Origin of the sequence: Cellulomonas persica (genome assembly GCF_007989825.1) — a bacterium.
Lineage (GTDB): Bacteria > Actinomycetota > Actinomycetes > Actinomycetales > Cellulomonadaceae > Cellulomonas > Cellulomonas persica.
This window is the reverse complement of the sequence record NZ_BJUA01000001.1, coordinates 367,310-387,560: the sequence shown is the minus strand read 5'-3', so window position 1 is coordinate 387,560 and position 20,251 is coordinate 367,310. Positions and strand designations below refer to the sequence as shown.

General features: G+C 71.8%; 14 protein-coding genes. 12 read left to right on the top strand and 2 right to left on the bottom strand.

What is annotated here, in order from left to right; genetic code table 11:
- Positions 1-73 precede the first annotated feature (73 nt).
- The 4 genes from ligA (at position 74) to CPE01_RS01745 (ending at position 5,472) form a co-directional block, all read left to right on the top strand.
- A complete protein-coding gene (gene ligA, locus CPE01_RS01760) occupies positions 74-2,464 on the top strand; it encodes an NAD-dependent DNA ligase LigA (RefSeq protein ID WP_371861965.1) in 2,391 nt (796 codons plus the stop codon).
- Positions 2,461-3,237, top strand: coding sequence for a GNAT family N-acetyltransferase (locus CPE01_RS01755; RefSeq protein WP_146804900.1), 777 nt, complete (start codon positions 2,461-2,463; stop codon positions 3,235-3,237). Before ligA ends, CPE01_RS01755 begins: the two co-directional genes overlap by 4 nt.
- Before the next feature lie 186 nt (positions 3,238-3,423).
- Positions 3,424-3,891, top strand: a complete 468-nt coding sequence (locus CPE01_RS01750; RefSeq protein WP_146804899.1) for an NfeD C-terminal domain-containing protein — start codon at positions 3,424-3,426, stop codon at positions 3,889-3,891.
- 111 nt (positions 3,892-4,002) lie between these two features.
- Complete coding sequence (locus CPE01_RS01745; RefSeq protein WP_146804898.1) at positions 4,003-5,472, top strand: SPFH domain-containing protein; 1,470 nt, start codon at positions 4,003-4,005, stop codon at positions 5,470-5,472.
- Positions 5,473-5,493: 21 nt separating this feature from the next.
- Here CPE01_RS01745 and nrdI read toward each other — a convergent pair whose 3' ends face one another.
- Positions 5,494-5,916, bottom strand: a complete 423-nt coding sequence (gene nrdI, locus CPE01_RS01740) for a class Ib ribonucleoside-diphosphate reductase assembly flavoprotein NrdI (RefSeq protein WP_146804897.1) — start codon at positions 5,914-5,916, stop codon at positions 5,494-5,496.
- A gap of 71 nt (positions 5,917-5,987) precedes the next feature.
- Here nrdI and CPE01_RS01735 point away from each other — a divergent pair, with 71 nt between their 5' ends.
- From CPE01_RS01735 to CPE01_RS01705, 7 genes are all read left to right on the top strand, one after another.
- On the top strand, positions 5,988-6,404 hold the full coding sequence (locus CPE01_RS01735; RefSeq protein ID WP_146804896.1) for a pilus assembly protein CpaE: 417 nt from the start codon (positions 5,988-5,990) through the stop codon (positions 6,402-6,404).
- 21 nt (positions 6,405-6,425) lie between these two features.
- Positions 6,426-6,725 (top strand): Asp-tRNA(Asn)/Glu-tRNA(Gln) amidotransferase subunit GatC, encoded by a 300-nt coding sequence (gene gatC / locus CPE01_RS01730; RefSeq protein ID WP_146804895.1) that lies wholly within the window; start codon positions 6,426-6,428, stop codon positions 6,723-6,725.
- Positions 6,722-8,239 (top strand): Asp-tRNA(Asn)/Glu-tRNA(Gln) amidotransferase subunit GatA, encoded by a 1,518-nt coding sequence (gene gatA / locus CPE01_RS01725; protein ID WP_146804894.1) that lies wholly within the window; start codon positions 6,722-6,724, stop codon positions 8,237-8,239. The genes gatC and gatA overlap by 4 nt, the downstream gene beginning before the upstream one ends.
- Positions 8,236-9,744 (top strand): Asp-tRNA(Asn)/Glu-tRNA(Gln) amidotransferase subunit GatB, encoded by a 1,509-nt coding sequence (gene gatB, locus CPE01_RS01720; RefSeq protein ID WP_146804893.1) that lies wholly within the window; start codon positions 8,236-8,238, stop codon positions 9,742-9,744. The genes gatA and gatB overlap by 4 nt, the downstream gene beginning before the upstream one ends.
- Before the next feature lie 349 nt (positions 9,745-10,093).
- Positions 10,094-15,130: an endo-1,4-beta-xylanase gene (locus CPE01_RS01715; RefSeq protein WP_186811357.1), complete on the top strand. Its 5,037-nt coding sequence runs from the start codon at positions 10,094-10,096 to the stop codon at positions 15,128-15,130.
- A gap of 283 nt (positions 15,131-15,413) precedes the next feature.
- Positions 15,414-15,986, top strand: a complete 573-nt coding sequence (locus tag CPE01_RS01710) for a GNAT family N-acetyltransferase (protein ID WP_146804891.1) — start codon at positions 15,414-15,416, stop codon at positions 15,984-15,986.
- 130 nt (positions 15,987-16,116) lie between these two features.
- Complete coding sequence (locus tag CPE01_RS01705) at positions 16,117-17,760, top strand: peptide MFS transporter (protein ID WP_146804890.1); 1,644 nt, start codon at positions 16,117-16,119, stop codon at positions 17,758-17,760.
- 33 nt (positions 17,761-17,793) lie between these two features.
- Here the strand turns inward: CPE01_RS01705 and CPE01_RS01700 are convergent, their stop codons facing one another.
- Positions 17,794-18,771, bottom strand: a complete 978-nt coding sequence (locus CPE01_RS01700) for a LacI family DNA-binding transcriptional regulator (RefSeq protein WP_146804952.1) — start codon at positions 18,769-18,771, stop codon at positions 17,794-17,796.
- A gap of 153 nt (positions 18,772-18,924) precedes the next feature.
- Here CPE01_RS01700 and CPE01_RS01695 point away from each other — a divergent pair, with 153 nt between their 5' ends.
- The gene (locus CPE01_RS01695; protein WP_146804889.1) at positions 18,925-20,250 is read left to right on the top strand and encodes an ABC transporter substrate-binding protein; all 1,326 of its coding nucleotides are present in this window, start codon (positions 18,925-18,927) and stop codon (positions 20,248-20,250) included.
- Position 20,251 lies beyond the last annotated feature (1 nt).

The window sequence follows — 20,251 nt, the reverse complement described above, 5'->3', positions numbered from 1 at the left end:
CGCTGGTCCCGCGCCGTCCACACCTGCCGGTCGCGACGTGCCGCGTGTGGGTGGCACCGGCCAGAATGGGCGGGTGAGCGACGCGCAGCCTGCCGAGACGACCGCCCCCGTGGACGCAGCTTCGGGCGACCTGACTGCGGACCTACCTCCCGAGGACCAGACAGCGGACGCGCTGCCGACGGAGGCGAGGCACCGCTGGGACGCGCTCGCCGAGCAGATCCGGGCGGACCAGTTCGCGTACTACGTCCGGGACGCGCCGTCGTCGTCGGACGCCGAGTACGACGCCCGCATGCGCGAGCTCGCGGAGCTCGAGGAGACCTACCCGAGCCTGCGCACGCCGGACTCGCCGACGCAGGTCGTCGGCGGGACGTTCTCGACCGAGTTCGCCTCGGTCGACCACGTCGAGCGCATGCTGTCGCTCGACAACGCGTTCTCCGACGAGGACATCCGCGCGTGGGCCGAGCGGGTCCAGCGCGACCTCGAGACCGACGAGCCGCCGCACTACCTGTGCGAGCTCAAGATCGACGGCCTCGCGATCGCCCTGCTGTACGAGAAGGGGCGGCTGGTGCGCGCGGCGACGCGTGGCGACGGCCGCACGGGCGAGGACGTGACGCTCAACGTCCGCACCATCACGACGATCCCCGACGTGCTCGCGGGCGACCCCGCCACCCACCCGGACCTCATCGAGATCCGCGGCGAGGTGTTCCTGCCGGTCGAGGCGTTCACCGAGCTCAACGCGGCGCAGGTCGCGGCGGGCAAGGCACCGTTCGCCAACCCGCGCAACGCCGCGGCGGGCTCGCTGCGCCAGAAGGACCCGCGCGTCACCGCGTCGCGCCCCTTGCGGATGTACGCGCACGGGATCGGTGCGCTGCGGTGGGCGCCCGGTGCGCGTCCGGCCGACCTGCTGCGGCAGTCGCAGGTCTACGAGCTGCTGAGCGGCTGGGGCGTACCGACGTCCTCGCACACGCGCGTCGTGCAGGGGCTCGACGGCGTGCGGGAGATGATCGCCCACTACGGCGAGCACCGGCACGACGTCGAGCACGAGATCGACGGGATCGTCGTCAAGGTCGACGAGATCGCGCTGCAGCGCCGGCTCGGCGCGACGAGCCGCGCGCCGCGCTGGGCGATCGCCTACAAGTACCCGCCCGAGGAGGTCAACACGCGGCTCCTGGCGATCGAGGTCGGGATCGGCCGCACGGGCCGCGCGACGCCGTTCGCCGTGATGGAGCCGGTCGTCGTCGCGGGGTCGACGGTGCGGCAGGCCACGCTGCACAACCAGGACGTGGTCAAGGTCAAGGGCGTCGAGATCGGCGACATGGTCGTCCTGCGCAAGGCGGGCGACGTGATCCCGGAGATCGTCGGTCCCGCGCCGCGCGCGCCGGGTGATGACGTCGAGCGGGTCCCGTGGACGATGCCCACCGACTGCCCCGCGTGCGGCACCCCGCTGCGCCCCATGCGCGAGGGCGACGTCGACCTGCGCTGCCCGAACGCGCAGAGCTGCCCCGCGCAGGTCCGTGGCCGCGTCGAGCACATCGGCTCGCGCGGCGCGCTCGACATCGAGGCGCTCGGCGAGGTCACGGCCGCCGCGCTCACCCAGCCGGACGTCCCCGAGACGCCTCCGCTGCGCACCGAGGCCGACCTGTTCGACCTGGTCGGCTACCCGGCGGACGCGAGCGACGAGGAGCGCGAGCGCGTGCGCGAGGTGAGCCTGGCGCGGCTCGCGCAGATCGAGGTCGTCGTGCGGGACCCGGAGACGGGCCTGCCGCGCGAGGACGAGGACGGCAACGTGCGTCGCCGCACCCCGTTCCGTCGCCGTCTGACGTGGAGCAGGACGCAGCGCGCGCAGGCCGAGGCCGAGGGACGCGAGCTGCGGGACTGGGAGCCCTCCGAGGCGGCCCGCACGCTGCTCGACCAGCTCGACCTGGCCAAGACCAAGGAGCTGTGGCGCGTGATCGTGGCGCTCAGCATCCGCAACGTCGGGCCGACCGCGGCGCGCGCGCTCGCGCAGGAGTTCCGGTCGATGGCCGCGTTGCGCGAGGTGCTCGAGGGCGATCCGGAGGTAGCGGTCGAGCGGCTCAGCGGGGTGGACGGCGTCGGTCCGACGATCGCGGCGTCGCTCGCCGACTGGTTCGCGCAGGACTGGCACCGCGAGATCGTCGACCGCTGGCAGGCCGCGGGCGTGGTCATGGCGGACGAGGCGGTCGAGGGGGCGCCGCGCACGCTCGAGGGACTGACGGTCGTCGTCACGGGGAGCCTCGAGGGCTACTCGCGGGACGAGGCCAAGGAGGCGATCCTGTCGCGCGGCGGCAAGGCGTCCGGGTCGGTGTCGAAGAAGACGGACTACGTGGTGGTCGGCGAGAACGCCGGGTCCAAGGAGACCAAGGCGCGCGAGCTCGGCCTGCCGATCCTCGACGAGGCCGCGTTCGAGCGGCTGCTCGCGGGCGGCCCGGAGGCGCTCGCGTGACCGCGCAGCACGCGACGCTGCCCGCACCGGGCGCGGCGACGGAGATGGCCTGCTGGCCGCCCGTGCGCACGGTGGAGACGTCCGACGGCTGGCGCGCCGGGTTGTCGGGCGGCGTGACGAGACGCGCGAACAGCGCGGTGCCGCTGCGGGTGCCCGTCGACGCCGCTCGTGCGGTCGACGAGGTCGAGGCGCTCTACTCCGCCGCGGGTCAACGTGCGGTCATCCGGGTCGGCGGGACCGAGGCGGACGACGCGGTGGACCGTGAGCTCGACCGCCGGGGTTGGGTGACGGTCGCGGAGACGGACGTCCTGGCTCGCGAGCTGGACGACGACGGTGACGGGGACGAGCCCGCAGGGTCCGCCTCGGACATCGAGGTGACCTGGGCGCGCGAGCCGGACGACGACTGGCTCGACACCTACCTCGCCGTCAAGAGCGGCGGCCGGCACCGCGAGCTCCTGCGCGGCATTCTCGCGAGCGGCGACGCCTGGCACGTGACGGCACGCGACCGGTCGACGGTCGTCGGGGTGATCCGGGTCGCGCTCGCGGACGGGTGGGCGGCGCTCTCGTGCCTCGTGGTCGCGCCCGACGCGCGTCGGCGGGGGATCGGGCGGACGCTGACCGCGGCGGGACTGCGGCTCGCGCGCGAGCAGGGCGTGACGCGTGCCTTCCTCCAGGTCGAGCAGCACAACGAGGCGGCGCGCGCGCTCTACGACGGTCTCGGCTTCGTGCCCGTCGACGGCTACCGCTACCGAGAGCCGGACCCGGACCGCTGACGTCGACGGACCAGCTGCGGACCTCGTGCGAGACGGCGCTGATCCGGTCCTGAGCCGGTGCTGAAACTTGTCCACAGACCGCCCACGCGGCGGTGACCTGCTCTGACATACTGCTCCGTTACTCACGTCAGGGGTGGCCCGCTCGGCGGGCGTCCCGGGGGTCTGGCAAGCAGGAAAGGGACAGTCGTGACGGTCTTCTTCGTGGTCGGTGCCATCGGTCTGGTGCTGCTCGTCCTCTCGCTCGTCGTGGGCGAGATCTTCGAGTCGTTCGAGATCGGGGACGGCGGGATCTCCGGGCTGGCTGTCGGGATCGGCGCCGTCGTGTTCGGCGCCTCGGGTGTGCTCGCCTTGTCGCAGGACCTCGACGTGATCTGGGCGTACGTCATCGCGGTCGCGTTCGCGGCCGCGGCCGGTCTCGTCGCCCAGCTCGTCGTCAACCGGCTCGCGGAGTCCGAGGACGCGCCGCCGCCCCCTCTCGAGGGCGCGTTCGGGGTGCTCACGGCGACCACGGGACCGGAGGGCGGAGAGGTGCGGCTCGAAGGCGTGCGGGACCTCGAGAGTCGTCTGGCCTGGTCGGACGAGACCCTCCAGGCAGGGACGCGCGTGGTCGTCGTGGGCGTCTCCGGGTCACGCGTGCAGGTCGCGCGCGCCTGACCCACCCCGGCGGACACCGAGGTCCGCGCACCGAGTCATCGACCGAACCCACCCACGCCGCGGCGCTCGTCGCGGCCGGACAGGAAGGAGCCCGGGGCGACCCGGGACACCATGCCCGAGTTCTTGGAGAACGGTGCGGCGATCATCGCCGTGCTCGCACTGGTCATCGCGTTCTTCGCGGTCCTCGCGCTCGTCACGAAGCGCATCCGCCGCGTGCCCCCCAACGAGGCGCTCATCATCGTCGGCCGTGGCGCCGGCAAGAACGCGGGTGACGGCGGTCAGCGCGTGGTCGTCGGCGGCCGCGTCTTCGTCTGGCCCGTGCTGCAGCAGGGCTTCCCGATCTCGCTCGAGCAGCGGCAGATCGGCATCACGGTCGAGGGCGTCGACAAGAACCGCATCAAGCTCGCCATCAAGGCGTCGATCAACTTCAAGGTGCGCGGCGACGAGGAGGGCGTGCGTCGTGCGGCCCAGCGCTTCCTGTCGCAGCAGGCGACGCTGACCGACGTCATCAAGGAGTCGCTCGAGGGGTCGCTGCGCTCGATCATCGGCGACATGACGATCGAGCAGATCATCAGCGACCGCAAGTCGCTGCAGGACGCGGTCGTCGCCTCGACCAAGGCCGACCTCGCCGAGCAGGGCCTGCAGGTCGACCTGCTCAACATCTCCGACATCTCGACGCCCGGTTCGGACTACCTGGCGAACCTCGGTCGCGCCGAGGCCGCCCGTGCCCGCCAGGTCGCCGAGGTCAAGGAGGCCGAGGCGCAGCAGGTCTCCGAGTTCGCCAAGATCGTGGCGGCCGAGGCCATCGCCGAGCGCCAGCGTGACCTCGCGCTCAAGCAGGCCACCATCAAGGCCGAGACCGACCGCGCGAACGCCGAGGCCGAGGCCGCGGGCCGCCTCGCGCGTGCCGAGCAGGACAAGCTCGTCGCGCAGCAGGAGCGCGAGGCGCTCGCCGAGAAGGCCAAGGTCACCGAGGAGCAGCTCGACATCGACGTGCGCAAGCCGGCCGAGGCCGCCGCGTACGCCGCGGTCCAGCAGGCGACCGGCGAGCGCGACGCGGCGAACGCCGCGACGGAGGCGGACGCGTTCAAGCGCACGCGCATCGCCGAGGCGAACAAGGTCGCGGCGGTCAACGACGCCGAGGCCGCGGCGCAGGCCACGATCCGCGCGGGCAACGCCGAGCGTGACCGTCAGCTCGCCGAGGCGCAGGCGGTCGAGGCGCTCGGTCTCGCCCGCGCGGCGGCGGCGAAGGCCGAGGGCCTAGCCGCGGCCGAGGCGACGAAGGCGCAGGCCGACGCGCTGCGGGAGCAGGGCGAGGCGATCCTCGCCCAGCAGGTCATCGCGGTCCTGCCGGAGATCGTGAAGGCGGCGTCCGACCCGATCGCGGCGATCAAGCAGCTCACGGTGGTCTCGACCGACGGAGCGTCGGCGGTCACCAAGACGGTCGGTCAGGTCCTCGGCGAGGGCCAGGAGGTCGTCAAGTCGCTCACGGGCATCGACATCGCCTCGGTGCTCTCGGGTGCGGCCGGCGGGATCGCCTCGGGCGCGCTGGGCAACCGTTCGGGGAGCAACGGCGCCTGAGCACGACGAGCGACGAGGGGCTCAGCCTGCGCGGCGGGCGAGCCCCTCGTCGAGCTCGTCGAGGAGGCGCCGGCACTCCTCGACGTCCCACGGCGTGCCGGCGAGCTCGAACTCGAACAGGATCGGCCGCCCCGAGCGCTCGGCGATCTCCCGCGCGGCCTTCTGGTAGTAGCGGCCGAAGTTGCGGTTCCCCGAGCCCATGATCCCGACGAGCTGGCGGCGGTTGCGCTCGGAGCGCAGGAACCGCCGCACGGCCTCGGGGATCGTGTCGTTGGCGTCGTTGCCGGTCTTGTAGGACGGCGTCAGCAGGACCCACGGCCCGTCGACCTCGCTGCGCCGGTGCTCACGCTCGGCGAGGTTGAACACCGGACGTCCGAGGCGCTCGGCGAACGTGCGGACGAGTCCGCTCGAGGACGAGTAGTAGTAGACGGGGGTGGGACGCACGTCTGCGAGCATCGCTCGTCGTCCGCCGCGTCGCTCGGGCAGATGGTCCCGGACAGGTCGATACTGGACGTGTGATCACGCGTGAGCTGGCCCTGCGGCTGCGCGGCACGGGGCTGCACTGGCACCCGGCGTCGGGCGACCGGTTCGGTGTGCTCGTGGACGGCGTCGACGAGGTCTTCACGGTCAGCGAGATGACCATCGAGCCGCACCACTACCCGACCGGCACGGTGCTGGGCTTCAACGGCACGACCGAGTGGGCGCTGGACTCGGTCGCGTTGCAGGACGCGGTCTGGCTGCCACGCGAGGACCAGCTGCGCGACCTGCTGGGCGGGACGTTCCGCTCGCTCGCGCGTGCGACCGACGGCACGTTCCAGGTGCTCGTCGAGCTCGCGGGGCGGCCCGAGCAGGTGTTCACCGCCGACCGTGCCGAGGACGCGTACGCGCTCGCGCTGCTCTCGCTCATCGAGGCGGCCGTCGAGCGGGTGTGAGGCCCCACTAGACTCTGCGTCATGTCCACCCTCTCTCGCGACGAGGTCGCGCGTGTGGCGGGGCTGGCCCGGATCGACCTGACGCCCGACGAGCTCGACCGGCTCGCCGGGGAGCTCGACGTCATCGTCGAGTCGGTCGCGCGCGTGAGCGAGATCGCCACGCCGGACGTGCCGGCCACGAGCCACCCCCTGCCGCTGACGAACGTGTTCCGAGCCGACGTGCCCGAGCCCCCGGTCGACCGCGACGCGGTGCTGGCCGCAGCGCCGGCCGCCCGCGACGGCAAGTTCCTCGTCCCGCAGATCCTGGGGGAGGACGCATGAGCGACGACCTGACGCGGATCTCGGCGGCGGCGCTCGCCGACAGGCTGCAGGCGGGCGAGGTGTCGAGCGTCGAGGCGACGCGTGCGCACCTGGACCGCATCGCGGCGGTCGAGCCCGCGGTGCACGCGTTCCTGCACGTGTCCGACGAGGACGCGCTCGCGACCGCGGCGGACGTGGACGCGCGACGCGCGGCGGGCGAGACGCTGCACCCGCTGGCGGGTGTGCCGATCGCGGTCAAGGACGTCGTGGTGACGAGGGGTGTTCCCACGACCGCCGGCTCGAAGATCCTCGAGGGCTGGGTCCCGCCGTACGACGCGACGCTCGTCGAGCGCATCAAGGCGGCCGGCCTGCCGATCCTCGGCAAGACGAACATGGACGAGTTCGCGATGGGCTCGTCGACCGAGCACTCCGCGTACGGCAACACGCACAACCCGTGGGACCTCGAGCGGATCCCGGGTGGTTCGGGCGGCGGCAGCGCCGCGGCGGTCGGCGCGTACGAGGCGCCGCTCGCGATCGGCACGGACACGGGCGGCTCGATCCGTCAGCCGGCCGCGGTCACGGGCACGGTGGGCGTCAAGCCCACGTACGGCTCGGTCTCGCGCTACGGGCTGATCGCGCTCGCGAGCAGCCTGGACCAGGCGGGTCCGGTGACGCGCACGGTGCTCGACTCGGCGCTGCTGCACGAGCTCATCGGCGGTCACGACCCGCGCGACTCGACGTCGATCGCCGAGCCGCTGCCGGACCTCGTCGGCGCGGCGCGCCTGGGGGCGAACGGCGACCTGTCGGGGGTGCGCGTCGGTGTGATCACCGAGCTGCAGGGCGAGGGCTACCAGGCCGGCGTCCTCGCGCGGTTCCACGAGTCGCTCGGCCTGCTGGAGCGCGCGGGCGCGGAGATCGTCGAGGTCTCGTGCCCTCACTTCACGTACGCGCTCGCGGCGTACTACCTCATCCTGCCGGCCGAGGCGTCGAGCAACCTGGCCAAGTTCGACGGCATGCGGTTCGGCCTGCGGGTCGAGCCGAGCGAGGGTCCGGTGACCGCGGAGCGCGTCATGGCCGCGACGCGTGGCCAGGGCTTCGGCGACGAGGTCAAGCGGCGCATCATCCTCGGGACGTACGCGCTGTCGGCGGGCTACTACGACGCGTACTACGGCAGCGCGCAGAAGGTCCGCACGCTCATCCAGCGCGACTTCTCGGCCGCGTTCGCGCAGGCCGACGTGCTCGTCTCGCCCACCGCGCCGACGACCGCGTTCAAGCTGGGCGAGAAGCTCGACGACCCGCTGGCGATGTACCTCAACGACGTCGCGACGATCCCGGCGAACCTCGCGGGTGTCCCCGGTCTGTCGTTGCCCGCGGGGCTGTCGGACGACGGCTTGCCCGTCGGGTTCCAGGTGCTCGCGCCGGCGAAGGCCGACGACCGCCTGTACCGCGTGGGTGCGGCGCTCGAGGCGCTGCTCGAGAACGAGTGGGGCGGCCCGCTGCTGGCCCAGGCCCCGGAGCTGGAGGTGGCGCGATGAGCCACGCAGTCGTCGACCTGGTCGACTACGACGACGCGGTCGCGCGCTTCGACCCGGTGATCGGCATCGAGGTGCACGTCGAGCTCGGCACGCGGACCAAGATGTTCGACGCGGCGCCGGCGGGGTTCGGCGAGGAGCCCAACACGTCTGTCACGCCCGTGTCGCTGGGGCTGCCGGGCAGCCTCCCGGTGGTCAACGGGACCGCGGTCGAGTACGCGATCCGGATCGGTCTGGCACTGAACTGCTCGATCGCGCAGACGTGCCGGTTCGCGCGCAAGAACTACTTCTACCCGGACGTCCCGAAGAACTTCCAGACGTCGCAGTACGACGAGCCGATCGCGTTCGACGGGCACGTCGACGTCGAGCTCGAGGACGGCACGGTGTTCCGCGTCGACATCGAGCGCGCGCACATGGAGGAGGACGCGGGCAAGAACACGCACGTGGGCGGCAGCACGGGTCGCATCCACGGCGCGGAGTACTCGCTGGTCGACTACAACCGCGCGGGCATCCCGCTCGTCGAGATCGTCACGCGCCCGATCACGGGTGCTGGTGCCCGAGCGCCCGAGGTCGCACGTGCGTACGTGCAGACGCTGCGCGACCTGTTCCGTGCGCTCGAGGTCTCCGAGGCGCGCATGGAGCGCGGCAACGTGCGGGCGGACGTCAACGTGTCGCTGCGCCCGACGTCGTCGAGCCCGCTGGGCACACGGACCGAGACCAAGAACGTGAACTCGTTCCGCTCGGTCGAGCGCGCGGTGCGCTACGAGATCTCGCGGCAGGCGGCGGTGCTCGACGCGGGCGGCGCGGTCGTGCAGGAGACGCGCCACTGGCACGAGGACACGGGCACGACGACGAGCGGGCGCGTGAAGTCGGACGCGGAGGACTACCGGTACTTCCCGGAGCCCGACCTGGTGCCGATCGCGCCGGACCGCGCGTGGGTCGAGGAGATCCGCGCCGCGCTCCCGGAGCTGCCCGCGGCGCGTCGTCGCCGGCTGCAGGGCGAGTGGGGCTTCGCGGACGCCGAGATGCGCGATGTGGTGAACGCGGGCGCGGTCGAGCTCATCGAGGCGACGGTGGCCGCGGGTGCGGCGCCCGCGGCCGCACGCAAGTGGTGGATGGGCGAGCTCGCGCGTACCGCCAAGGAGCGCGAGGTCGAGCTGGCCGAGCTGCCCATCACGCCCGCGCAGATCGGTGCGCTGCAGGCGCTCGTCGACTCGGGCCGGATCAACGACAAGCTCGCGCGGCAGGTCCTCGAGGGCGTGCTCGCGGGGGAGGGCGACCCCGAGCAGGTCGTCGTCGCACGTGGCCTCGAGGTCGTGTCCGACGACGGTCCGCTCCTCGAGGCGATCGACGCGGCGCTCGCGGCGCAGCCGGACATCGCCGAGAAGATCCGGTCGGGCAACCTCGGGCCGGTCGGCGCGATCATCGGTGCGGTCATGAAGGCCACGCGCGGTCAGGCCGACGCGGGTCGCGTGCGCGAGCTGGTCCTGGAGCGCGTCTCGCAGTGATCGAAACTTTCAGCGCGTAATCCCTCCAGGGGACGCGCGGTACGACGAAGCCCCCGGTCGGACGTCCTCCGATCGGGGGCTTCGTCGTCTCCGGTGACAGGGACGTACGTCCCGACCTCCGCGTGATCACGCCCATCGTCGCCACCGGTTCCGTGCGGCGCCGGACGCGGTCCTGTCCGGTCCGTCCCGAGTGCGCGGCATGCGCGCGGTCGAACGGTATCGAAATCGTTACCGAAAGAACGCGCCACGGAGCCCGATACCGGGCTAGCCTCACGCCACCGAGATCGGTCCACGTCCACGCAAAGGAGCGTTGATGTTCACTCACTCCCCGGTTCGCGGAAGGCGCAGGGTGGCGGGTCTCGCCACTCTCGCGCTGCTCGCGGCACCCCTGACGGCCGTCACGGCGGGCGCCACAGCCGCCGGCGCGGCCGACGGGGCGACCACCCTGCTGTCCGAGTCGTTCGACGACGGCACGCTCGGCGCTCTCCTCCCGTCCGGCGCGAGCGGCGAGTTCGTCACGCTGCCGGACGACTCCAAGGTCTACGAGGTCCCGCGCGGCGCGGACTACGACGGCGTCTCGACCCCCGCGGGCATGCTCGACGACCTGGCCCCCGGCAGCGTCGTGACCGTCTCCGCCAAGATGCGCGTCGTCGAGGGTGCGGACCAGGTCGACGCACGGTGGATCACGCTGCCCAACTTCGGCTGGCTCACGCCCACCACGGTCACCGCCGAGTGGACAACCGTCACCAGCCAGTACACGATCCCCGCGGTCGCCACGGAGAGCTCGTTCTACCTCGGCACCACCGGCGCGACGTACTCCTACCAGCTCGACGACGTGCTGGTGACGGCGACCTCGCCCAGCAGCGAGCCGACGGTCGTCCTCAGCAACGACTTCGAGACCACGAAGGACCCGTGGGGCAACCGCGGCTCGACGACCGCGCTGACCGACACCGAGGCGCACGGCGGCGCGAAGAGCCTGCTGGTCTCGGCGCGCAGCGCGAACTGGGCAGGGACGCAGGCCGACCTGACGGCGACCCTCGCCGAGGGCACGCCCTACACCGTCTCGGCGTGGGTCAAGCTCCCGGCCGGGACCACCGGGCCCTCGACCATCAAGCTCACGGCCCAGACGAACTCCGGCGGTGACGACTCGTACGGCACGGTCGCCGAGGCGGTCGACGTGACCGACCAGGAGTGGGTCGAGCTCTCCGGCACGTACACGCGCGGTCCGGGCCTGACCTCGGTCGTGCTGTACTTCGAGGCCGCTGACGTCGAGACCGCGCACCCCGACTTCCTGGTGGACGACGTGCTGATCACAGGTGGCTCCAGCGACGACTACGTCGAGACGGACCCGGACTTCGTGCCGGGTGGCGCGCTCAACCCGACGACCACGCCGGTCTCGGCCGCGCGCGGCACGGTGAAGACCTCGGCGCTCACGTTCGACGACGGCCCCAACGGCGCCACGACGACCGCGCTGCTGGACTTCCTCGAGGAGAACCACGTCACGGCGACGTTCTGCGTGATCGGGGAGAACATCCAGGCGCCGGGCGGGGCGGACATCCTCAAGCGGATCGTTGCCGACGGCCACACGCTGTGCAACCACAGCACCGACTACGCGAGCATGGCCGACCTGTCGAAGCAGGAGGTCGCGGACAAGCTCAAGGCGAACCTCGCGATCATCCGTGACGCGCTGGGCGACCCCGATGCCGAGGTCCCGTACTTCCGCGCGCCGAACGGTGCGTGGGGCCAGACGAACCAGGTCGCCGTGGCCCTCGGCATGCAGCCGCTCGCCGTCGACAACCTGATCATGGACTGGGACGGCGCCGAGAACGCGGGCGACGAGGCCAAGCTCACCGCCGCGCTGCGCACGACCATCACGTCGAACCCCGGCGAGATCGTCCTCGTGCACGACGGCGGCGGCAACCGGACGCCGGGCGTCAACGCGGTCAAGACGGTCGTCGCCGAGCTGCTCGCGGACGGCTGGATCTTCACGCTGCCGGCCGGCGGTGCCGCGCCCAAGGGCGTGACGCTCGTCGAGTCCGACTTCGAGGACGGCACGCTGCAGGGCTGGACGGCGCGTGACGACGGCAACGGCGTCGCGACGCTCGACGTGCAGGACGAGGTCGCGCACGACTCGACGTACGCGGTGCGCGTGTCGAACCGCGTGTCGCAGGGCCAGGGCCTGCAGTACGACGTGACCGACACGGCCACCCCGGGCGCGACGTACGACGTGTCCGCGTGGGTCAAGTTCGAGGGCACGCCGGGCGACATGACGCTCTCGTCGCGCACGGTGGCGAACGGGACGCAGGCGTTCTCGAACCTCGCTCAGTTCACGGGCCTGTCCTCGAGCCAGTGGGTCCACCTCACGGGCACGTTCTCGATGCCCGCGTTCGACGAGGCCGCCGAGCTGTACTTCGAGACGGCGTGGGCGCAGGGCGAGGCGGGCAACACCTCGACCTTCGTCATCGACGACATCCAGGTCCGTTCGACGCCGCCCTCCGAGATCGAGGACCTCACGCCGCTCAAGGACACGGTCGACTTCCCCGTGGGCGTGGCGATCGACTCGCGCGAGATGGCGGGCTCGGCCTCCGAGCTGCTGCTCAAGCACTTCGGTCAGGTCACGGCCGAGAACTACATGAAGGTCGAGGCGTGGTACTCGGGCGAGGGCGTCGACACGTTCGGCATGCACGCCGAGGCGAAGGCGCTGCTCGACTACGCGCGGGACAACGACCTGCGCGTGTACGGCCACGTGCTCGCCTGGCACAGCCAGACGCCGGACTGGTTCTACCGGGACGACGAGGGCGCGCTGCTCGGCCCTGACGCGATGCGTCAGCGCCTGCACGACCACATCTTCAACGTGGCGCGGACGATCGCGGAGGAGTACGGGCCGTTCGGCTCGGACACCAACCCGATGGTCGCGTGGGACGTCGTCAACGAGGTGATCGACGACGGCACCGCCTACGCCGACGGCATGCGCCGCTCGACGTGGTACCAGATCCTCGGCGAGAGCTTCGTGGACTCGGCGTTCGAGTACGCGAACGCGGCCTTCAACGACGAGTACGCCGCTGAGGGCGCCGAGCACCCGGTCGCGCTGTTCATCAACGACTACAACACCGAGCAGACGGGCAAGCGCGCTCGCTACAAGGCTCTCGTGGAGCGCCTCATCGAGCGCGACGTGCCGATCGACGGCGTGGGCCACCAGTTCCACGTGGCGCTCTCGACGCCGGTCAGCACGCTCGGCGACGCCCTCGCGGACTTCGACGGCCTCAAGAAGGCGGACGGGACCGACCTGCTGCAGGCGGTCACGGAGCTCGACGTCGTGGTCGGCTCGGCGGACACCGCGAAGGCCGTCGACCAGGGGTACTACTACCAGACCGCGTTCGACACGTTCCGGGCGCACGCCGAGGACCTTTTCTCGGTGACGCTCTGGGGCCTGACGGACGGTCGCTCGTGGCGCGCGTCGAACAACGGCAAGCCGCTGCTGTTCGACGACTACTACAAGGCCAAGTACGCGTTCTACGGTGCGGCCGGCCTCGACCTGCCGGCGGCGATCCGCAGCGCGAACGCGTTCGCGGCCGACGCCGACGGCGACTACTCGGTGACCTCGTCGCAGTGGCAGCGACTGCCCCTGCAGCAGGTCGGCGAGAAGGCGGCGTTCCAGCTGCGCTGGTCCGCCGACCGGCTCACGGCGTACGTGGACGTCGACGACACCACGGTCGACCCGTCCGACGAGCTCCGGCTCGTCACGACCGACGGCACGTTCGCGTTCGGTCGCGACGGGGAGGGTGACCTCGAGGGCGTCGCCACGCCGCGCGAGGGCGGCTGGACCGCCGTCGTGCAGCTCCCGCTGAGCGACGCGGCACGCGGTGACGTCGTCGAGCTCGACGTGCAGGTGGTCGACGGCTCGACGAAGGCCACGTGGAACACGCCGGGAGTGCTCGGTTCGGTCTCGCTCGTCGAGGAGCTGTCGTACGTCGAGGTCCCGGCCGCCACGGCCGTCCCGACGATCGACGGCGAGGTCGACGCGGCGTGGGCCGGTGCCGGCTCGGTCGCCACCCAGAAGGCGACGTCGGGCTCGGGCGGTGCCGTCGGCACCTTCCGGACGCTCTGGAAGGACCACACGCTGTACGTGCTCGCCGACGTCGCCGACCCGGTGATCGACACGAGCGGGAGCGACCCGTGGATCAAGGACTCGGTCGAGATCTACGTCGACGGCGGCAACGCGAAGAACGGCTCGTACCGGTACGACGACACCCAGATCCGCATCGACGCGGCGGGCGCCGTGTCGTTCGGCACGGGTGACGAGGCGTACCAGCGCAACCGACTGACCAGCGCGGTCGTCGAGACCGAGACCGGCTACCGCGTCGAGGCGGCGATCAGCCTCCTCGAGTACGGCGGCCTCGGGACGTTCCACGGCCTGGACTTCCAGGTCAACGACGCCGCGAACGGCAGCCGGCACGCGATCACCAACTGGGCCGACCCGACGGGTGCGGGCTACCAGAGCACCGCGCACTGGGGCGTCGGCCGGCTGGTCGAGGCCAAGGTGGTCCCGCCGACGGAGGTCAAGCCGACGGTGACGACGCACCCGTCGTCCGTCACTGCGGTCCGCGGCACCACCGTGGTGCTCCGTGCGGCGGCGACGGGGACACCGACGCCGACCGTGTCGTGGCAGCGTCGCGCGGCCGGCACGACCACGTGGGAGACGGTCGCGGGTGCGACGAAGACCTCCCTCGCGGTGGTCGTCGGCTCGGCCAACCACGGGGCGTCGTACCGGGCGGTGTTCACGAACACCGCCGGGAAGGCGACCACCACGGCGGCGACCGTCAAGATCGCGCCGTACGCGCCGAAGGTCACGAAGAACCCGAAGTCCGTCACGAACCAGAAGGCGGGCACGAAGGTGACGCTCAGCGCGGCGGCGTCGGGCTTCCCGACCCCGACGGTGCGCTGGCAGCAGCGCGGTGTCGGTTACTCGACGTGGAAGACCATCACGGGTGCGACCGGCACGTCGGTCACGCTCAAGGTCCCCACGACGAGCAAGGGCGTCGAGGTGCGCGCGGTGTTCACGAACTCCGCGGGCAAGGCGACGACCACGACGGCGGTCGTCCGCAAGGCGGTCGCCCCGACGGTGGTGACCGCGCCGGCGTCGGTCACGGCGAAGCGCGACACGGTCGCGACGTTCCGCGTCGCGGTCAGCGGCTCGCCGGCACCGTCGGTCCAGTGGTACGAGCGGCGCGCCGGGTCGAGCACGTGGGTCAAGCTCACGGGCGCGACCAGCACGACGCTCAAGGTCGTCGCGACCAAGGCACGTGACGGGGCCCAGTACCGGGTGTACGTCACGAACGCGGCGGGCAACGTGACCAGCAAGGCAGCCACCCTCACGGTGCGCTGATCGCCGGGCCGGACACGTCCGGCCCGGTCATGGACGCGGCGGCGTCGCGGAGTCTGGCTGAGCTCCGCGGCGCCGCCGTCGTCATGCCCGTCGTCATCGCTCGTCGTCGGTCGTCGTCGGTCGTGGTCGTCGCCCCGTCGTCGTGCTGCCGTCCGGTCGCGCGCTCTCGTTCCCCGCCGCCGCGCACGCCGGCACGCGGAGTGCGACACCCCGCCGCGGCGAAGGTCCCTGCCGGGGAGCCGGACGCAGCACTACCCTCGGGGGACCGACCGGGGGAGGGCCGATGACGACGACGCGCGTCGAGAAGCCGACGCTGCAGGGCGAGATGCTCACGCTCCGTCCGATCCGCGCGGACGACGCCGAGGCGCTGTGGGAGTCGGTGAGCGACCCCGAGGGCAAGCGGCTGACGGGGACCACCCGCGACTTCACGCTCGAGCAGGCGCGGACGTGGTGCGCGACCGTCGGACAGCTGCCGGGGCGCGTCGACCTCGCCATCACGCTCGTCGGCCATGACGAGTACCTCGGTGAGATCGTCCTGGACGACATCGACGAGTACCTGGGCAGCGCGTCGCTGCGGCTCGCGATGCGTCCCGGCTACCGGGGTCGCGGGTACGGCACCGAGGCGATCGAGCTCGTGCTCGGGTTCGCGTTCGACGGCCTCGGCCTGCACCGCGTGGGGCTCGACGTCCTGTCGATCAACTCGCGTGCGCAGGCGCTGTACGAGAACCTCGGGTTCCGGGTCGAGGGGCGGCGTCGTGACGCGTACCGCGACGGCGACCGCTGGTGCGACGCGATCGACATGGGCCTGCTCGAGGACGAGTACCGCGCGGGGCAGTTCGGCGACACCGCACGCTGAGCGCGAGCGGACGCGCCCCGACGGCGTCCGCGCGGCGTCCGACTGACCGCCTGCCCTACCACGCGGCACCGGCACTCAGGTGGTGAGGGGGTCCCGGGCGCTCCACGATGGGCGGATGGACCATGACGGCATGGATCGTGATGACCAGCCGGAACGCAGGCGGCGGGACCGGAGCGGACCGCGACGCAGCGGACCCGAGCAGAGCCCGATCGACCCCACGCCGGGGGACGCGCACCTGAACGACGACGCCGTGCTGCGCGTCGGCCGGTCGCGCGGACCGGTCCCGCGTGACCGCGCGTTCTTCGGCCACCCGCTCGGCCTGATGACCCTGTTCGGGACGGAGCTGTGGGAGCGGTTCAGCTACTACGGCATGCGGGCGATCCTGCTGTACTTCCTCACCGACACGCTCGCGAACGGCGGTCTCGGGCTCGAGGACGACCTGGGCAACGCGGTCGTCGCCGCGTACGGCGCGTCGGTGTACCTGCTGTCGGTGATCGGCGGCTGGCTCGCGGACCGCATGATCGGCGCGCGCCGCTCGGTGCTCTACGGCGGGGTCGTGATCGCGGCCGGTCACGTGAGCCTGGCGGTCCCGAGCACGTCGACCGCGTACCTGGGGATCGTGCTCGTCGCGCTCGGCACGGGCCTGCTCAAGCCCAACGTCTCGAGCATGGTCGGCGACCTGTACTCGCGCGACGACGTGCGGCGCGACTCGGGGTTCTCGATCTTCTACATGGGCATCAACCTGGGCTCACTGCTCGCGCCGATCCTCGTGGGCATCGCGCGGGAGATCGGCGGGTACCACGCCGGTTTCGCGGTCGCCGCGGTCGGCATGGCGATCGCTCTCGTGTTCTTCGTCGCGGGGCGTGGCCTGCTGGGCGGCGCCGGCGACGAGCCCCCGAACCCGCTGACGTCCGCGGACCGCGCGGGGGTCGTGCGCCTCGTCGTCGCGGTCGCGGCCGGATGCGTCGTGGCCCTCGGCGTCGCGGCGCTCGTCTCGGGTGGCTTCACGACGACGACGCTCGTCGACGCGCTGTCGTACATCGCGCTCGCGGCGCCGGTCGCGACGTTCTGGGTCATGTTCCGCTCGCCCAAGGTCACGGAGCGCGAGCGGTCGCGCCTGCGTGCGTACATCCCGCTGTTCGTCGCCGCGATGCTGTTCTGGATGATCTTCGAGCAGGCCGCGAGCACGCTGTCGGCCTACGCGCGTGACCACACGGACCTCGAGATCTTCGGCATCGAGGTCTCGCCCGCCTTCTTCCAGTCGGTCAACCCGGCCTCGATCATCATCCTCGCGCCGGTGTTCGCGTGGCTGTGGGTCAAGCTCGACGACCGGCCGCCGACCGCCGTGAAGTTCGCGATCGGTCTGACGTTCGCCGCCCTGTCGTTCCTGTTCCTCGCGGGGGCGTCGGCGGTCGCGGGCGACGGCACGTCGCCGTGGTGGGTGCTCGTCGTGGTCTACGTCGTGCAGACGATCGGCGAGCTGTGCCTGTCGCCCGTCGGCCTGGCCGCGACGACCTTGCTCGCGCCGCGCGCGTTCAAGGGTCAGGCGATGGCGCTGTGGTTCCTCGCGACGAGCGCGGGCAACGCGATCACGGCACAGCTCGTGCAGGTGACGAGCGACGCGAGCCCGACCGCGTACTTCGGCGGGATCGGGGCGGTCGCCCTCGTGTTCGCGGGCGCCATGTTCGCGATCGCGCCGTGGGTCACGCGGCACATCCGCGAGGGCTCGGTGACGGACGAGGCCGACGACGCAGCGGGCACGGTCGTGCACTGACCGTGCCGCGCGTGCCGACGGGCACCGGGGAGGTCAGCCCAGCGGGCGGCAGGACGCGCGCTCGATCAGGGCCGTGGGCAGGCGCAGGTGCGTCGGCACGTCCCTCTCGGCGAGCAGGTCGATGAGCAGGTGCAGCGCGCGCGCGCCGATGTCGCGCAGCGGCTGGCTGACGGTCGTCAGCGGCGGGTCGCAGAGCGCGGACTCGGGGACGTTGTCGAACCCGACCACGGACAGGTCGTCGGGCACGCGCAGCCCGAGCTCGCGCGCGACCTCGACGGTACGGATCGCCGACAGGTCGTTCGCGGCGAACACCGCGGTCGGGCGGTCGGGGCGGTCGAGCAGGTCGCGCGCGGGCTGCGTCGCGGTGTCCTGGCGGAAGCCACCGTTGACGACGAGGGTCTCGTCGACCGTCAGCCCGGCGGACGTCATCGCGGCGCGGAACCCCGCCTCGCGCAGCCGCGCGGACTCGAGGTCGGGGCGCCCGCCCATGAGGCCGATGCGGCGGTGGCCGAGGCGCAGCAGGTGCTCGGTCGCCATGACGGCGCCGGCGAAGTTGTCGGAGTCGACGGTCGGCAGACCGGACGGGCCGGTGTGCGGGTCGATCGCGACGACGGGGATGACGCTGCGCGCGTCGACCACCGTGGGGGTCACGATGATCGCGCCGTCGATGAGCGTGCCGCCGAGGCGCGACAGGTACCGGCGCTCCCAGCCGACGTCCGCGCGGCGCCCGCCGGCGGAGTAGGCGAGCAGCTCGTAGTCGGTCGAGCCGATCGCGTCGGAGGCGCCCTTGAGGAGCTCGGTGGAGAACGGCTCGAACTCGGCGACGAGGATCCCGACCACGTGCGTGCGGTGCGATCGCAGGCTCGACGCGCCGAGGCTGGCCTCGTAGCCGAGCTCGGAGATGACCTGCTGGACGCGGTCGAGGGTCGCCTGCGCGACCCCGTACCGACCGTTGACGACCTTGGACACGGTCGCCACCGAAACGCCCGCCTGACGGGCGACGTCGGCCATCTTGACCCGGCCTGAGTGCTCCACGCGGCGATCCTATGGCATCGGTTTCATAACGGTGTCGATATCGGTGTCGATAACGATTGACGCGTCGCCCGAAACTTTGCCATGCTCCTCAGCGTCCAGGTGGGTCAACGAAGATCGAAGGGACCAGACATGGCACGCATGCGTCGTGCAACTGCGGGCATCGCGCTCGCGACGACGATCGCACTCCTCGCCGCTTGCTCCAACGGCGGCGACTCCCCGTCCGGCGACGGCACGACCGGCGGCGGCGGGGACAAGGGTGAGAAGGTCACCATCTCGTGGTGGCACAACTCCAACACGGGTGACGGCAAGGTCTACTACGACAAGGTCGCGAAGGACTTCGAGGCTGCCAACCCGGGCGTCACCGTCGAGGTGAGCGCCATGCAGCACGAGGACATGATCACGAAGCTCGAGGCCGCGTTCCAGGCCGGGGACGCCCCGGACATCTACATGGAGCGTGGCGGCGGCGAGCTGCGCGACCACGTCAACGCGGGCATCACGAAGGACATCTCGGACGCGGCGGCGGAGACGATCGCCAAGCTCGGTGGCTCCGTGGCCGGCTTCCAGGTCGAGGGCAAGACCTACGCGCTGCCGTTCTCGCTCGGTGTGGTGGGCTTCTGGTACAACAAGGCCCTCTTCGAGCAGGCCGGCATCTCGGCGCCCCCGGCCACGTGGGACGAGATGTACGCCGCGATCGACAAGCTCAAGGCCGCGGGCATCACGCCGCTGTCGGTCGGTGCCGGTGAGGGCTGGCCGGCTGCGCACTACTGGTACCAGTTCGCGCTGCGCCAGTGCTCGCAGGACACCCTCGTGGGCGCGCTGTCGTCGTACGACTTCTCCGACCCGTGCTTCCTGCGCGCCGGTGAGTCGCTCCAGGAGCTCCTGGACGCCGAGCCCTTCAACGACGGCTTCCTGAGCACCGTCGCCCAGAAGGGCCCGTCGAGCGCCTCGGGCATGCTCGCCACGGGCAAGGTCGCGATCGAGCTCCAGGGTCACTGGGAGCCCGGCGTGATGCAGGGCATCACCGACGAGCTCGGCGAGGACGGCATCGGCTCGAACCTCGCGTGGTTCGCGTTCCCGGCCGTCTCGAACGGTGACGGCGACCCGGCTGCCCAGCTGGGTGGCGGTGACGCGTGGGCCGTGAGCAAGGACGCGCCCGACGCTGCCGTGGACTTCGCGCAGTACCTGCTGTCCGACGAGATCCAGAAGGGCTTCGCGGAGCTCGACATGGGTCTGCCGACCAACCCGACGGCGTCGAAGTACGTCTCGGACGCGGCGCTGGCGAGCCTCCTCGAGGTCCGTGACGCGGCCCCGTTCATCCAGCTGTACTTCGACACGGCCTTCGGCAAGGCGATCGGTGACGCGATGAACGCCAAGATCGTCGACCTGTTCGCCGGTAAGGCCAGCCCGCAGGACATCGTCGACGCCACCCAGGCGGCGGCTGACGCGGAGAAGTGAT